Source organism: Streptomyces sp. TP-A0356 (assembly GCF_001417775.1).
GTDB lineage: Bacteria > Actinomycetota > Actinomycetes > Streptomycetales > Streptomycetaceae > Streptomyces.
In genome coordinates, this window is sequence record NZ_BBZJ01000034.1 from 86,908 (window position 1) to 102,378 (window position 15,471).

Consider the following 15,471-nt stretch of genomic DNA (forward strand, 5'->3'; position numbering starts at 1 on the left):
CGCCCATGGCAAGTGTGCTCGTGGTCGAGGACGACCAGTTCGTACGCTCGGCGCTCATCAGGCATCTGACCGAGGCCGGACACACCGTGCGCAGCGTCGGCACCGCTCTGGAGGCGCTGCGGGAGGTCGCCCATCTCCCCTTCGACGTCGTGATCCTCGACCTCGGACTGCCCGACCTGGACGGATCGGAGGCGCTGAAGATGCTGCGCGGCATCACCGACGTACCGGTGATCATCGCCACCGCGCGCGACGACGAGACGGAGATCGTCCGCCTGCTGAACGCGGGCGCGGACGACTATCTGACCAAGCCGTTCTCGGTGGAGCACCTGTCGGCACGGATCGCGGCGGTGCTGCGTCGCTCCCGCGCCGCCGCCGTGGACGCCGCGCCCTCGCCGGTCATCCGGGTCGGCGGACTCGCCATCGACCCCCTGCGCCGGCATGCCGAACTGGACGGTGCCCGGCTGGACCTGACTCGCCGTGAGTTCGACCTGCTCGCCTTCCTCGCGGGCCGTCCCGGCGTCGTGGTAGCGCGCAGGGAACTGCTGTCCGAGGTGTGGCAGCAGTCGTACGGGGACGACCAGACCATCGATGTCCATCTCTCCTGGCTCAGGCGGAAGCTGGGCGAGACGGCGGCCAGGCCGCGCTATCTGCACACGCTGCGGGGCGTCGGCGTGAAGCTGGAACCGCCGAGGGCGGAGCCGCTGCCATGAGATGGGCGCTGGTCAAGGTGTGCGTGGCGGTGACCACCATGGTCGTGGTCGCCTTCGCGGTCCCGCTCGGGCTCGTCATCAAGGAGATGGCGCGCGACCGGGCCTTCTCCAACGCGGAGCGGCAGGCCGCCGCGATCGCGCCCGCGCTGTCCATCACCACCGACCGCGACCAGTTGGAGCGGGTCGTCGCATCGGCGGGCTCCGGCGACGGGATCGCGGTGCACATACCGGCCGGTGGCGGCACGAGGGCGGTCGACATCGGCCGGCAGCGCGCCGCCGCCAAGGACATCGCGATGACTCGCGAACTGGGCCGGGCCTCCACCACCGTGGTTGCGGGCGGCTCGACGCTGCTCCAGCCCACCGCGCTCAGTTCGGGCGCGATCGCCGTGGTCGAGGTGTATGTGCCCGAGTCCGAGGTGACCAACGGGGTCGGCACCGCCTGGGCGGTGCTCGCCGGGGTCGGCGTCGCGCTGATCGTCGGCTCGGTGGCGGTCGCCGACCGGCTCGGCGTACGGATGGTGCAGCCCGCCCAGCGCCTGGTCGAGGGCGCGCACGAACTGGGCGAGGGGAAGCTCGGGGCGCGCGTCCCGGAGGAGGGGCCGACCGAACTGCGCCTGGCGGCAGTCGCGTTCAACTCGATGGCCGACCAGGTGGTCGAACTGCTGGCGAACGAGCGGGAGCTGGCGGCGGACCTGTCCCACCGGCTGCGTACGCCGCTGACCGTGCTGCGGCTGAACGCGGCCTCACTGGGAGACGGCCCGGCCGCCGACCAGACACGGGCGGCCGTGGCGCAGCTGGAGCGCGAGGTCGACACGATCATCCGTACGGCGCGGGAGGCGAAGCCGCAGACTGCGGCACCGGGGCCGGGCAGTGGGTGCGACGCGGCCGAAGTGGTACGCGAGCGCATGGAGTTCTGGTCGGCGCTCGCGGAGGACGAGGGCCGCAAGTGGCGGGTGGCGGGAGTCGACCGGCCGGTGCGCATACCCGTGGCCCGCGCCGATCTCGCGGCCGCGCTCGACGCCCTGCTCGGGAACGTCTTCCGGCACACGGCGGAGGGCACGGCGTTCGCCGTCGACGTGCACAACGGCGAGGACGCGGTGATCGTGCTGGTGTCCGACGCCGGGCCCGGGATCGCCGACCCGGAGGCGGCGATGGCCCGGGGGCGCGGCTCGGGCAGCGACGGCTCGACGGGCCTGGGCCTGGACATCGTGCGCCGGCTCGCGGAGTCCACCGGAGGGGACGTACGGATCGGCTCTTCGGTGCTGGGCGGCACCGAGGTACGCATCTGGTTCCAGCTGGACGGGCGGCGGGCTCCGGTGCGGCGGGGGCACCGGGTGCGCCGCCGACGGAGCGGCACATTGGTCTCTACCTTTAACCGTCCCCGATCCCTTCCTTAAGCGCACCCTAAGATCCTCGACGCCCGCCCGGATACGGCGGATTGCCCGGTTCCGGCTCGCTAGCGTGCTGCCGCATCCCACCCCCCGTGAGCAGCGAAGGCAGGCACGCGATGAGCAGTACGCACCGGCGCAGGGTCGGCGGTCGGAACAAGGCGATAGGCGGCATCGTCGCCGCGGCCGTGGTCGGCGGCGGCGCGATGGTGCTCACCGGCACCGCCCACGCCGCCGACGTGGGCGCCGTGTACACCAGGACCAGCGCATGGTCGACGGGATACACCGCGCAGTACGTCGTCACGAACGACAGCGGCAGCGTCAAGGCCGACTGGACGCTGCAGTTCGACCTGCCCTCGGGCGCGAAGCTCAGCTCCCTGTGGAACGGCACGCAGACGGTCAGCGGGCAGCACGTGACCGTGAAGCCGCCGTCCTGGGACAAGAGCGGACTGGCGAAGGGCGAGTCGGTCACCGTCGGGTTCGTCGTGAACGGATCCGGCGACCCGACCGGCTGTCTCATCGACGGCGCGAAGTGTTCCGCCGACGACGGCGCGACGCCGGAGCCGAGCGGCCGGCCGACCCAGTCCCCGACCCCGACGGCCACCCCGACGGCCACCCCCACCCCGACCGCCACGGCGTCCTCCACCCCCTCCCCCACCGCCACCCGGACCACGGGCAGCGGCACGACCAGCGGGGCCGGCTTCGCCCCGTACGTCGACACGTCCCTCTACCCGGCCTTCGACCTGGTCGCCTCCGCCAACGCCACGGGAGTGAAGGACTACAACCTCGCCTTCGTCACCGACGGCGGCGGCTGCACGCCCAAGTGGGGCGGTGTCACCGACCTCGGCAGCGACGGAGTGGCCGCGCAGATCGGCACGCTGCGCGCCAAGGGCGGCGACGTCCGTGTCTCCTTCGGCGGGGCCTCCGGTTCGGAGCTCGCCACCACCTGCTCCTCGGCGGACGCGCTGGCGGCGGCGTACGGGAAGGCCGTGGACGCGTACAAGCTCACGAAGGTCGACTTCGACGTCGAGGGCGGCGCGCTGCCGAACACCGCCGCGAACACCCGCCGCGCCCAGGCCATCGCCAAGCTCCAGCAGCAGCACCCGGACCTGGACGTCTCGTTCACGCTCCCGGTCATGCCGGAGGGCCTGACCCAGGACGGCGTGAACCTGGTCTCCAACGCCAAGTCCAACGGTGTGAAGATCTCCGCCGTCAACATCATGGCGATGGACTACGGCGCCTCGTACAGCGGCGACATGGGCACCTACGCCGAGCAGGCCGCCACCGCCACCCAGGCCCAGATCAAGAGCGTGCTCGGGCTCTCCGACAGCGCGGCCTGGAAGACGGTCGCCATCACGCCGATGATCGGGGTCAACGACGTGAGCAGCGAGGTCTTCAAGGTCGACGACGCCACCCAGCTGGTGGACTTCGCCAAGTCCAAGGGCCTGGGCTGGCTGTCGATGTGGTCGGCCACGCGCGACAAGCAGTGCGCGGGTGGCGCCAAGCCGACCGCGGACGCGACGTGCAGCTCGGTCGTCCAGGACCCGTTCGCCTTCTCGAAGGCGTTCGGCGCCTTCAAGTAGGCGGCGCCCGCGCCCAGAGGTGGACCACGGCCCGGCCCCCCGCGATCAGAAGGGGCCGGGCCCGCCGAAGACGCCCCCCGTGCCGCAGCCCGGGCGGTCAGCCCTCCACCGGCGGCAGGACGCCGGTCCGCGCCGCGCGCCCGTACCAGTGCGCGCTCGACTTCGGCGTGCGGGCCAGCGTCGCGTAGTCCACGTACACCGCCCCGAACCGTTTCCCGTAACCGTAGGCCCACTCGAAGTTGTCCATCAGGGACCACAGGTAGTACCCGCGTACGTCGGCGCCGTCCGCGATGGCGCGGCGCACCGCCGACAGATGCCCGTGCAGATACGCGATCCGCTCCGCGTCGTGGACCTGGCCGTCCGGATCCGGCTTGTCGTCGTACGCCGCGCCGTTCTCCGTCACGTACAGCGGCAGGCCCGGAGCCTCTCGCGTGTACCGCATGATCAGCTCGTGCAGCCCGCTCGGGTCGATCGTCCAGCCCATCTCCGTGCGGTGGCCCGGGATGTGATGGAACGCCACATCGTCCGCGCCCGGCCAGGGGGAGTAGGCGCTGGCACCGTGACCGTCCGCCCGCCGGTCGCTCGCGTCCTTCGCCGTGGCCGCCGACACCAGTGTCGGGGTGTAGTAGTTGAGGCCCAGCGCGTCCAGCGGCTGATGGATCGTCTCCAGGTCCGCGTCCCGGACGTACGACCAGTCCGTGATCGACGAGGTCGCCGCGAACAGCGTCTCCGGGTACGCCCCGGACAGCATGGGGCCGTGGAAGACACCGTTCGCCAGATCGTCGATCTTCCGTCCCGCAGCCAGGTCCGCCGGGTCCTGTGAGGCCGTCCGCACCACGGACGAGTTGAGGCTCACCGCCACCGCGCTGCGGGCCGGTGTCACGGACCTCAGGGCCGCAGCGCCCAGGCCGTGGGCGAGGTTGAGGTGGTGGGCCGCACGCAGTGAGGCGGCCGGATCCGTACGGCCCGGGGCGTGCACGCCCGAGCCGTAGCCCAGGAACGCGCTGCACCACGGCTCGTTCAGGGTGATCCACTGCTCCACACGGTCGCCCAGTGCCTCGCCCACGATCCGGGCGTACTCGGCGAACCGGAACGCGGTGTCCCGCTCCGGCCAGCCGCCCGCGTCCTCCAGCTCCTGCGGCAGGTCCCAGTGGTAGAGCGTGATCGCCGGCTTGATGCCGTGGGCGAGGAGTTCGTCCACGAGCCGACGGTAGAAGTCCAGGCCCCGCTGGACCGCAGGCCCCCGGCCGGTCGGCTGCACACGCGACCACGAGACCGAGAAGCGGTAGGCCGTCAGGCCCAGCTCCGCCATCAGCGCGACGTCCTCGCGGTAGCGGTGGTAGTGGTCGACAGCGATGTCACCGGTCTCACCTCCGGCCGTCTTGCCCGGCGTATGGCTGAAGGTGTCCCAGATCGAGGGCGTACGGCCGTCCTCCCGCACCGCACCCTCGATCTGGTATGCGGAGGTCGCCGCGCCCCAGAGGAAGGCGGGAGGAAAGGTCACAGGCGTCACGGACGCGTCGGACTCAGGCATGGAAGCGCTCCCATCGAATGGCCGTGGAGACCGGTGGGTTGGTAGGGGGAGGGAAGGGGCCGAGGCGGCGGTGACCCGGCCCCCGTGAGCGATGTCCCGTGCGAGCGTCAGCCCTTGACGGCACCCTGCATGATGCCGCCCACGATCTGCTTGCCGAAGATCGCGAAGACCAGCAGCAGCGGCAGCGTGCCGAGCAGCGCGCCCGCCATGATCAGGGACTGGTCGGGGGTGTAGCCGCGGCCCAGGCCCGCCAGCGCGACCTGCACGGTCGGGTTGCCGTTCTGGGTCAGGACCAGGAACGGCCACAGGAAGTCGTTCCATGTCTGGACGAACATCAGCATGCCCAGGACCGCCATCGCGGGCCGCGCCGCCGGGAACACCACGTTCCACACCACGCGCCAGCTGCTCGCGCCGTCCACACGGGCCGCCTCGATCAGTTCGTCGGGCAGCGCCTGCATCAGGTACTGCCGCATGAAGAACACCCCGAACGCGCTCACGATCGACGGCAGGATCACCGCCTGGAGCTGGTCGGTCCAGTCGAGCTTGGCGACCATCATGTACAGCGGGATCACACTCAGCTGCGGCGGCACCATCATCGTGCCGATGACGATCAGCATCAGGGCGTTACGGCCCCTGAAGCGCAGTTTGGCGAAGGCGAACCCGGCGATCGTCGACAGGAAGACGACGGTGGCCGCCGAAATCCCCGCCACGACCGTCGTGTTGAAGAACGCCTTGCCGAGATTGGCGTCCGTCCAGGCGATCTGGAGGTTGTGGGCGAGGTTCGAGCCGAACCAGAACGGCGGCGGCGTCTGCGCCAGCCGGTTGTTGTCGCGGGAGGCGGCGATCGCCGTCCACACCAGCGGGAACAGCGAGCCGATCGAGAACAGGATCAGCACGGTGTACGCGACGGGGCCCGCGTACGCCTGCCCGCCCGCGCGGGCCGCCTTGGGCCGCCGTAGGCGCCGCGGCTCCTTCGCCTCCGCGTCGGAGGGTTTCGTCAGGGTCGTCGTCACGGCCGGGTCTCCTTAACTACTGGCGCGCAGCCGGCGCGAGATGACGTAGTTGACGGTCCCGATCACGATGAGGATCAGGAACATCGTCCAGGCGATCGCGGAGGCGCGGCCCAGGTGCTGGTTCACCCAGCCCTGCTCGTACAGATAGAGACCGAGCGTCTGGAACTGGTGCTCGGCGCCGCCCGACGCGCCCTTGTTCGCGTCGAACAGGAGCGGCTCGCCGAAGACCTGGCTCGCGCCGATCGTCGACACGACACAGGTGAACAGGATCGTCGGGCGCAGCTGCGGCAGCGTCACATGGACGAACTGCCGCCAGCGCGAGGCGCCGTCCAGGGCCGCCGACTCGTACAGGTCCTGCGGGATCGCCTGCATCGCGGCCAGATAGATCAGCGCGTTGTAGCCCGTCCAGCGCCAGACGATGATCGTCGAGACGGCGATCTGCGAGGGCCACTTGTCGTTCTGCCAGTCGATGCCGCCGATGCCGGCGAAGTGCAGCGCCCAGTTGATCACGCCGTAGTCACGGCCGAACAGCAGGACGAAGACCAGCGAGGCCGCGGCGATCGACGTGGCGTACGGCGCCAGCATCACGACCCGGTAGAAGATCGAGGCGCGCAGCTTGTAGTTGAGGATGTGCGCGAGGCCCAGCGCCATCATCAGCTGCGGAACCGTCGAGATGATCCCGATGGTCAGGGTGTTCTTCGCCGCGTTCCAGAAGAAGTCGTCGTCGAAGATCCTGGTGTAGTTGCGCAGCCCCGCCCACTGCATGTCGGTGGGCGCGGTCAGCTCCACCGTGTGCAGCGAGGCCCAGCCGGTGTAGATCAGCGGGAACAGGCCGAAGGCGATGAACAGCAGGAAGAACGGCGAGACGAACGCGTACGGGCTCCAGCGCATGTCCCGCTGCCAGCGGCGGGAGAGCCGGGCGCGGCGCCGCCGCTCCGTCTCCGTGACCGTGGCGGGCGGGCGCCCCGGGGCCGCGCCCCCCTCCTTCGCGGGGGGCGCGGCGGTGTCGTGCCGGGTGGCCATGCCGGTCACTTCTCCAGGTTGTTGTCGATGGTCTTGGTGGCCGTCGTCCAGGCGTCGGCGGGCGACTTGCCCTTCGTCACGAGGATGACCCCGTTGTCCGTCAGGCCCTGCTGGATGATCTGGTCCTTCGGGCCGATGATCTGGACCGGGCTGGTCCTGGCCGCCGCCGCGAAGATCGTGCCGATCGGGGCGTCACCGGTCATCTCGTTCTTCGCGCCGGTCACCGCCGACATGGTGTACGCGGCCGGCGAGCTCGGGAAGCTGCCCTGCACGCTGAAGAGCTTCGCCTGCTGGGCGGGCGCGGTCAGCCAGGCGGCCAGCTTCGCCGCCTCCGACGTGTGCTTGCCGTTCTTGGGCACGGCCAGGAAGGAGCCGCCCCAGTTGCCGGCCTTGGGGGCCGCGGCCACGTCCCACTTGCCGGCGGCGTCCGCCTTCGACTTGCCCTTGATGTAGCCGAGCATCCAGGGCGGGCAGGACATCGCGGCGAACTTGTTGTTGGCGATGGTCTGGTCCCAGGCGGGCTGGAACTGCGTCTGGCTGCCGACCAACCCCTCCTGCGCGGCCTTGGAGGTCAGGTCGAAGGCGCTCTTGACGGCCGGGTTCGTCTTGTAGACGACCTTGCCGGAGGAGTCGTAGAAGCGCTCGCTCAGGCTGCCGAGCATGGCGTTGAGCAGACCACCGGGAGAGTCCATGAAGGTGGTGCCGGACGGGGCCTTCTTCTTGTACTGCTCGCCGGCCTGGACGAACTTGTCCCAGCTGCCGGCCCACAGCTTGCCCACCGCCTCGCGGTCGGTGGGCAGACCGGCCTGCTGGAACATGTCCTTGCGGTAGCAGATCACCATCGGGCCGATGTCGGTGCCGAGCCCTATGGTCTGGCCGTCCTTGGTGGTGGCCTGCTGCCACTTCCAGTCCAGCCAGTTGCTCTTGGAGACGCCCGGCGCCTTCGACAGGTCCATCAGCTTCGAGGCCTGGGTCTGGACGACCTCGGCGATGTTGCTGACTTCGACGCCCTGGATGTCCTGCAGACCACTGCCGGTGGTCAGGTGGTTGACGAGAGCGGGGTAGTAGTTCTCGTTCCGCTCGATCGAGTTCTCCTGGATCTTGATGTCCGGGTGGAGCTTCTCGTACTCCGCGTACAGCCCGGCCTCCTTGAAGCCGAACGTGCCGAACAGGCCGAGCGTGATCGTCGTCTTGCCCTTGCCGCCGCCCGTGTCACTGCCGCTGCTCCCACCGCTGTCCTTGGCGCAACCGGCCAGCAGCCCGGCGCCCAGGGCGGCGATGGCCGCATAAGCCACCGCTCTGTGGGCGATGAGGGTCCCCCCGCTCGAGCGAAGTCGAGAGTGGGGGAGAGTACGTGCTCGCATGTCGTCCTCCTGTTGCCCTGACGTGCCGACCCCCCGGCCAACATCTTTGCTGGGCCCGTGTGTTCTCGCTGCGGCTCGGGCGGGGAACGTGCGGGTTGTGTATGTGTCAGGTACCGTGGGAGCGCTCCCACAAGTGATGTGTTGAAGAGTCGTGGGTCCGGACGGGGGTGTCAAGGGAGCGGACGAGGAGAGCTGCTTTCGGTTATCGGCCTGTTAGCGAATCCGGCGGGAGGATGGCTGGAGGAGGCCGGGCACCGGTGAGATGGCTCGTCAGTGGACAATGCCGACCTGTCCGGCGATCGGGCCGAGGCGGTGATTCGCGGCGCGGCTGTTAGATTCCAGGCCAGGCGCGCAGCGCGGGGTGTGACGGGAGGCGGGGCCCATGGCAGGCCACGGAACGCGGGGCCGGAGCAGCCGACGGCCGACTCTTGAGGAGGTCGCCGCGCGGGCCGGTGTGGGCCGAGGCACGGTCTCCCGGGTGATCAACGGCTCGCCCCGGGTCAGCGACGCCACGCGCGCGGCCGTCGAGGCGGCGGTCGCGGAGCTCGGCTATGTGCCGAACACGGCGGCCCGGGCCCTCGCCGCCAACCGAACGGACGCGATCGCCCTCGTCGTCCCCGAGCCGGAGACCCGCTTCTTCTCGGAGCCGTACTTCTCGGAGATGCTGCGCGGTGTGGGCGCCGAGTTGTCGGACACGGAGATGCAGCTGCTTCTGATCTTCGCGGGCAGCGACCGTGAGCGCCGCAGGCTGGCTCAGTACCTGGCGGCGCACCGGGTGGACGGCGTCCTGCTGGTCTCCGTGCACGCGGACGACCCGCTGCCGGACCTCCTCGCCCAGCTGGGAATCCCGGCGGTGATCAGCGGCCCGCGCTCGGAGCACGAGACGCTGCCCTCGGTGGACTCGGACAACTACGGCGGTGGCCGCTCGGCGGTCGAGCACCTGATGGCCCGGGGACGTACGCGGATCGCCACGATCACCGGCCGCCTCGATGTGTACGGCGCCCAGCGGCGTATCGACGGCTACCGGGACGCGCTGCGGGACGCGGGCCGGGAGGTGGACGAGGCCCTGATCGTGCCGGGTGACTTCACCGAGACGGGCGGCCGCCGGGCCATGACAGAGCTCCTGGCCCGTCGCCCGGCCCTGGACGCGGTGTTCGCGGAGTCGGACGTGATGGCGGCGGGCGCCCGCCAGGTGCTGCGCGAGGCGGGCCGCCGCATACCCGACGACGTGGCGCTGGTCGGCTACGACGACTCGGTGATCGCCCACCATATGGACCCGCCGCTGACCAGCGTGCGCCAGCCCATCGAGGAGATGGGCCGCGCGATGATCGACCTGCTGCTGGACGAGATAGCGGACCGCCGTCCGGCGGTCTCACGCGGCCTGGACCCCCGCCGGGTGGTCCTGCCGACGGAACTGGTGGCGCGGGACTCCTCCTGAGGGGCCGGGAGCCCTGCCGCGAGCAGACAGAGACTGTCGCGAGTAGACAGAGACTGTGAGGGCGGTCATGAGTCATCCGTTGCTGGGCGTCGACTCCGTCCCGGATCTGGAGGGGTACCTCCGGCGGGTGGGTGTGGTCTTCCGCGTGTTCGGGCAGCGTGACTCGGGCTGTGCGTCGTACGGTGTGCGGCTGCCCGGCGGCGAGCGGTGGTTCGTCAAGCAGGCGGTCACCGGGGACGCGCGGCGCTCGCTGGAGCGTGCCTGGGCGTTTCACCGGTCGGTACGTCATCCGGTGATCGTGCCCCAGGTCCATCGCATCGCGGCGGGGGACGGGGCGGCCGTGGTGATGCCGTGGCGGGAGGGCGAGGTGCTGTATCACGCCGTGGCGGGCGGCCGGGGTGACCGTACGAGTCCGGGCAGTCCCATGGCGCGCTTCCGCGCCCTGCCCGTGCGCGAGGTCCTCGGCGTCCTCGACCGGATTCTGGACGCCCACCTCGCGGTGGAGGCGGCCGGGCACGTCGCCGTCGACTTCTACGACGGCTCCCTGCTCCACGACTTCGCCGGCCGGACGGTCCATCTGGTCGACCTGGACGAGTACCGGCCGGGCCCCTTCGTACTGGAAGCGGAACGGCTGCCGGGGTCTCGGCGGTTCATGGCGCCGGAGGAGTTCCGGCGCGGGGCGGTCGTCGACGTCCGTACGACCGTGTTCACCCTGGGGCGAACCGTACGGCTGCTGCTGGACGCGGGGGACGAGGAGCGAGCCTGGCGGGGGACGCCCTGCCAGCTGGCCGTGGCCCACCGGGCCACCCGGGCCGTGCCCGGTGAACGGTACGGCAGCGTACGGGAGTTCGTGGACGCGTGGCGAGCGGTGGCCGGGGCGGCCACCATGGCGCCGTGCTGAGTCAGAGGCTTGACCTCGGGCTTCCCCTCGCGCTTGACCGGCGCATGGCGGCAACGACGAGCTAGTGCTGTGGCCGGAAAGGTTTGCCGGGAAGCTCGCGGCGTCCGGTGCGGTGCATCGCAAGGCGGAGCGTCGCCCGCGTACTGGATGTACTCGGGCGATGCGACAACGCGGCGAGGTGCCGTGCCGGACGCCGCGAGCCGGTGAACCTTTCCGGTCGCAGCACTAGGGCCCTGACGAGCCGGGCTGCTGTTTCCTCGCCGTTCGGAGGCTGTGGCGAAGGGCCCGGCCGTCACCGAAGCAGGGCAGCAGGAACACAGCGTGGGCGAGGTGCCACCAGGCAAGGGGCCGGTCCAGGTCCGGGAGCCAGAGGAGGGAGCCGACGATGACGCATGAACAGGGCCCGACGAGGGCCACACCTGCCATCTGGCGTGCCGTCATGGTTCCTTCAGGGATCACTGACGTACGCCATGCCGTGCGGTCGATCGCGATGTGGGTCACCGAGCGAATGCGTTTGAGGACGATCGCGTGGGCTGACTCGTGCAGGGCGAATGAAGCCACAAGGCCCAGGGTTGCCGGTTTGAACAGTCCCCACGCCATTTCGGCGGGCACATGGTCGCCCGAGCGCGCGAGATAGGCCAACGCCGCCGCCAGGAGGAGACTCAGAAACGCCAGCAGCGGCCACACTTGGGCGGCCACCGCTACGACGACTGCGCGGATCTGAAGTTCGTCTCTGACGTAGACCTTCGGTTCAGTTCCCTGCCATCTCCTTGATGAGCTGCTCACGGCGCTGCTTCAACCCCCGGTAGGTGATCTGGGTGAACGTTAGGACGACGGCGAACACGAGGAACATGACGATCAGCGCCGTGGGGTTTGCCACGCCCATGGTGACGCCGATCGCTCCGCCGGCCTTCTCCTTCTGATCGAAGAACAACGACCCGAACAGGGCTTCCCGGTGGACGGAATGGTCACTGTCCGTTGAGAACATGAGGTACAGAAGCGTCGCCACCACGGTCACCATGGTCAGCAGGGTGGCTCCGACGACGGACCTCATGACCGACTGTGCCTGCTTCATTTCTTCTCCTCGATTCGCTTGTCTGAATTCCCTGTACCGCGTACCAGACGAACAACGCGGATGCTCCGGCAAGGAATCCCATTACCGCCCACGGTGGAAGACTCAGCATGCCAAGTCCGATGGCTGACACCGCCAGAACAATTCCGACCACGGAAAGCCCGAGGAACACGGAGAACGGATTGTCCTTCTCTGCGGGAAACACGATGCTGATGCATGTGGTCATGACCGCACCGCCGAGACAGCCCAAGAGAGCCGGCCCGCTCTGGGCAAAGAGGTGCGGGTCAACGGCAAATGTGGTTGCGAGCCCGGGTACGGCGAACACGGCGAGCAGGACGATTTGCGCCTTGACCAGGCGTCCGTAGATCCACCAAGCGGAGGCCGAGGCGCCGGGTAGTAGTCTGAGTGGCTGGGTGGCGGTGAACTGGTACAAGCCACCCAGGGACAAGACGGTGAAGCTCCACACCGGGTTCATCGACGGCCGCAGGAGCAGGAAGACGAACAAGGCGACGGCCATCGTCGCACCGGCCACGGTCTGCGAACTACGCAACAGACACCAGTCGTACGGGCCCAGAGCACCGCTCAGTCGGCTGCTGACCCGAACGTTCACGTAGCGGGACTGGCGAACGTGCTGGTTCGGAGCGAGCGCGAGCGTCAGGGCCACGAGTACCACCACGAGGAGCATCGCCGCGGCGAAAGCCGGCACGGCCCCGTACCTGTGCCACGCCCAGGACACCGATGTGACCCACACATGCCGACTCTGCTTGTGCAGGTACGCCTGGCTGATGTCCGGGATCATCGCCGTCATCTGGACGGAGTAGACCGCCAGCAGCGCGAACAGGGCAAGGACCGATAGGACGTTGGAGATTCGCCTGAGCCTCATCAAGGTCCACAGCCGCGTCAGCAGTTGGTAGAGGACGCTCAGGGCGAGGTAGGTGAGGGCGACGGGCAAGATGACGGACGCGGTGATGTACGGGACAGCGGATGGGCCGAGCAGGAGCAGGGCGCTCACCGTGAGGGAGATCAGACCGGCGCCGGCCACGACCCCGGTCATCGTCGCCTCGTACATCAGGAACGCCGCCGAGCGTTCGCGGTTGGTCACCGGCAGTTGGTAGCTCAGCTGGAGCATTCCCTCCGCGTTGATGAAGAGCACCTTCACCAGAAGGAACGCGATCTGCACCCACAGGACGAGGGAGACCGTCGAGGTGTCGAACAGCAGACGCCACACGGCCGCGTTGCCGGCCAACGGCTTGAGGAAGAAGTAGGCGGAGGTGCACATGGCGGCCAGGAGCAGTCCGGCCACCGACACCACGAACACTCTCACCGGGGTGGAGCGCAGGACCCCTACTCTCAACACCCTGCGCCGGAAGAAGACAAGGAGCATCCGGGCCAGGACGGCGGAATGCCGCAGCCGAATGGTCATCGCTCGTCCGATCCGATGTAGTCGAACACCATCGTGGCCAGCGAGCCATGCTCGGAAATCAGGTCTTCCGTCGACTCGTCGTACACCACGTGCCCCAGGTCGAGGAAGACGATGCGGTCGGCCAGCCGTTCCAGGACGGCGAAATCATGCGTGCACAGCAGGATGGAGCGGCCCTCGTCGCGGACGCGCCTGAACTCCCGCTCGCTGAGGTGGAGTGCTTCGAGATCAATCCCGTTGAGGGTCTCGTCGATCACGGTGAGCGGTCGGCGCATGACGAGCGCGCAGACCAACTGGGTCTTCTTGCGCATGCCGTGCGAGTAGTCCTCGATGAGGTGGTCGTAGCGTCCCTCCATCGAGTACTTGCGGAACAGGTCGCGGGCTTCGGCGTGGTCCACCTGGACACGGAACAAGTCCCCCATCAGGGAGACGTATTCACGGGCGGTGAGGAACTCCGGCAGGTAGTCGTTGCTGGACAGATACATGCCCAGGGACTTCGCCTGCGCGGAGGCGTGCTCGTGGCCGCCGACCCGGAGGGTTCCCGACTGGAGACGCACAAGATCGAAGATGTTCTTGATCAGTGTGGACTTGCCGGATCCGTTGGGGCCGACAAGACCGACGATCGTCCCTTCCTCGACCGAGAAGGACACGTCCGCAAGGACGTTGACGATGCCGTCGTAGGAGTAGCTGACGTTCTTGACATCCAGGAGGGTCACGGTCGCGTTGGTCTTTCGCTGAGTCCGGCAATTCAGAGGGTGCCCAGGCAGCCTGGGTTGTCCACGGGTCAGGCCGGCTGGGCACCTGTACTGAAAGACGTCAGCCAGCTACCTGGCGGCGCACGTTACTTGCACTCGAAGTAGACCTTCAGACCGAAGTCCTTGTACTGCCAGTTGCCGGTGAACGTCTTGCCCTTGTAGACGACGCACCAGACCGCCATGCCGGCGAGCAGGGTGGCGCCCAGGGCGATGATGACCGCGATGAACACCAGGAACCAGGCGTCGTAGCGGACCAGCGCTCTGTCGACCTTGGCCTTCGCCGACTCGACGGCACGCGAGGTGATCCGGTGCGTGTGCGCAACGGACTCCGGCACCAAGGTGGATACGGACATGTCTTCTCCTCCGTTCGGGGTTTCCTGCTTCACCGAAGGTGGCATGCCCATGAAAATCGTACTAGTGTCCACTGGGACACCGTGTGGTTGGAGCTCACGCTTCCGGCAAGTTGCTATGACGGCCGCTTCCGCCCGCGACGAGATCTCCAGCTTGCCGAAGATGCTGGCGACATGCTTCTTGACCGTTCGCTCTGTGATGTGGCAACGGCCCGCTATGGCTGCATTCCCCAGGCAGTCGCCCAGGGCGAGGAGGATCTCGCGTTCACGCACGGTCAGAAGGGACACGTCTGCGTCGAGCACCCATCGCGGTACATCGAGCAGGCGGTAATGGTGCCCTCGCTCTTGATGTTCGGTGTTCTGTCTGACGGCAGGGTCAAGCTCGTTCCCCCGTGGCAACGCGATCCCCCGATCGTTCGACTGGTCATGCTCCGGTGGTCCTCCGGAGCCGCTGGTCGCGGCGAGCATTGTCGTCACAGCGTCAACCGGTGGGGCAAGGGGTTACGGGCGGGGTGGCGTGAATCGATTCCGTTGGTTCGGTCAGACGGAATCGGCAGGAAGCTTGTAAATCATGCATGAGTTACCTTGAAGCGGAACCGTTTTGAGGTCGTGTTGGGTGTGTCGGCCTTGGCTGAAGTGCGATGGTGTGGTTCCACCCCTGACCGCCGGAGTGTGACGGCGAAACCTTGTAACCGTGGCCGTACGCGTCGGTGAGTGTCAGGTTCTCGAGGTTCATCGTGACCATCGCGGGTCTCCGTGGGTGTCCGGTGCACGCTCAAGGTGCCGGCGCCCAAGACGAGCTTCTTTCGGCGGCTCGTCCAAGCGGGGGTGCGGCTGCTCGCCCGACGAAGTCCGCTCGGCCCCGGCCGCCGAAGGTCACCATGTCACTCGCCGAGATCGTTGACGCTCCCAGGACGCTG

General features: G+C 68.6%; 14 protein-coding genes and 1 pseudogene. 5 read left to right on the plus strand and 10 right to left on the minus strand.

Translation table 11 applies throughout. The features are described 5' to 3' along the window. Positions 1–5 precede the first annotated feature (5 nt). The 3 genes from ASC56_RS33320 (at position 6) to ASC56_RS33330 (ending at position 3,681) form a co-directional block, all read left to right on the plus strand. Positions 6–710, plus strand: a complete 705-nt coding sequence (locus ASC56_RS33320; protein WP_055495322.1) for a response regulator transcription factor — start codon at positions 6–8, stop codon at positions 708–710. After that, entirely contained in the window at positions 707–2,107 is a 1,401-nt protein-coding gene (locus ASC56_RS33325; RefSeq protein ID WP_055495323.1) for a HAMP domain-containing sensor histidine kinase, read from the plus strand. The genes ASC56_RS33320 and ASC56_RS33325 overlap by 4 nt, the downstream gene beginning before the upstream one ends. Positions 2,108–2,217: 110 nt before the next feature. Beyond that, positions 2,218–3,681, plus strand: a complete 1,464-nt coding sequence (locus ASC56_RS33330; protein ID WP_055495324.1) for a cellulose binding domain-containing protein — start codon at positions 2,218–2,220, stop codon at positions 3,679–3,681. A gap of 97 nt (positions 3,682–3,778) precedes the next feature. Here the strand turns inward: ASC56_RS33330 and ASC56_RS33335 are convergent, their stop codons facing one another. The 4 genes from ASC56_RS33335 to ASC56_RS33350 all read right to left on the minus strand — a co-directional run bounded on the left by ASC56_RS33335 (position 3,779) and on the right by ASC56_RS33350 (position 8,615). Further along, positions 3,779–5,215 carry a GH1 family beta-glucosidase gene (locus ASC56_RS33335; protein WP_055495325.1) on the minus strand — a complete coding sequence of 479 codons (1,437 nt, stop codon included), beginning with the start codon at positions 5,213–5,215 and terminating at the stop codon, positions 3,779–3,781. Between the two features lie 107 nt (positions 5,216–5,322). Further along, positions 5,323–6,228: a carbohydrate ABC transporter permease gene (locus ASC56_RS33340; protein WP_055495326.1), complete on the minus strand. Its 906-nt coding sequence runs from the start codon at positions 6,226–6,228 to the stop codon at positions 5,323–5,325. 12 nt (positions 6,229–6,240) lie between these two features. Beyond that, the gene (locus tag ASC56_RS33345) at positions 6,241–7,251 is read right to left on the minus strand and encodes a carbohydrate ABC transporter permease (RefSeq protein WP_055495347.1); all 1,011 of its coding nucleotides are present in this window, start codon (positions 7,249–7,251) and stop codon (positions 6,241–6,243) included. Between the two features lie 5 nt (positions 7,252–7,256). Beyond that, positions 7,257–8,615: an ABC transporter substrate-binding protein gene (locus ASC56_RS33350; RefSeq protein ID WP_055495327.1), complete on the minus strand. Its 1,359-nt coding sequence runs from the start codon at positions 8,613–8,615 to the stop codon at positions 7,257–7,259. A gap of 382 nt (positions 8,616–8,997) precedes the next feature. On the opposite strand from ASC56_RS33350, the gene ASC56_RS33355 reads away from it, so the two are divergent. Both ASC56_RS33355 and ASC56_RS33360 read left to right on the plus strand, forming a co-directional pair. Continuing rightward, a complete protein-coding gene (locus ASC56_RS33355) occupies positions 8,998–10,053 on the plus strand; it encodes a LacI family DNA-binding transcriptional regulator (RefSeq protein WP_055495328.1) in 1,056 nt (351 codons plus the stop codon). Positions 10,054–10,120: 67 nt separating this feature from the next. Then, the gene (locus ASC56_RS33360; protein ID WP_055495329.1) at positions 10,121–10,954 is read left to right on the plus strand and encodes a hypothetical protein; all 834 of its coding nucleotides are present in this window, start codon (positions 10,121–10,123) and stop codon (positions 10,952–10,954) included. A gap of 225 nt (positions 10,955–11,179) precedes the next feature. Here the strand turns inward: ASC56_RS33360 and ASC56_RS33365 are convergent, their stop codons facing one another. The 6 genes and pseudogenes from ASC56_RS33365 to ASC56_RS42430 form a co-directional block, all read right to left on the minus strand. Further along, the gene (locus ASC56_RS33365; protein ID WP_055495330.1) at positions 11,180–11,653 is read right to left on the minus strand and encodes a hypothetical protein; all 474 of its coding nucleotides are present in this window, start codon (positions 11,651–11,653) and stop codon (positions 11,180–11,182) included. 52 nt (positions 11,654–11,705) lie between these two features. Next, positions 11,706–11,975 carry a hypothetical protein gene (locus ASC56_RS33370; protein WP_055495331.1) on the minus strand — a complete coding sequence of 90 codons (270 nt, stop codon included), beginning with the start codon at positions 11,973–11,975 and terminating at the stop codon, positions 11,706–11,708. Next, complete coding sequence (locus ASC56_RS33375) at positions 11,923–13,449, minus strand: hypothetical protein (RefSeq protein WP_055495332.1); 1,527 nt, start codon at positions 13,447–13,449, stop codon at positions 11,923–11,925. The genes ASC56_RS33370 and ASC56_RS33375 overlap by 53 nt, the downstream gene beginning before the upstream one ends. Continuing rightward, complete coding sequence (locus tag ASC56_RS33380; RefSeq protein ID WP_055495333.1) at positions 13,446–14,162, minus strand: ABC transporter ATP-binding protein; 717 nt, start codon at positions 14,160–14,162, stop codon at positions 13,446–13,448. Before ASC56_RS33380 ends, ASC56_RS33375 begins: the two co-directional genes overlap by 4 nt. 125 nt (positions 14,163–14,287) lie before the next feature. Continuing rightward, the gene (locus tag ASC56_RS42425; protein WP_234377178.1) at positions 14,288–14,554 is read right to left on the minus strand and encodes a hypothetical protein; all 267 of its coding nucleotides are present in this window, start codon (positions 14,552–14,554) and stop codon (positions 14,288–14,290) included. 123 nt (positions 14,555–14,677) lie between these two features. After that, positions 14,678–15,019, minus strand: a pseudogene (locus ASC56_RS42430) (helix-turn-helix transcriptional regulator); the annotation flags it as partial. Positions 15,020–15,471: the final 452 nt, after the last annotated feature.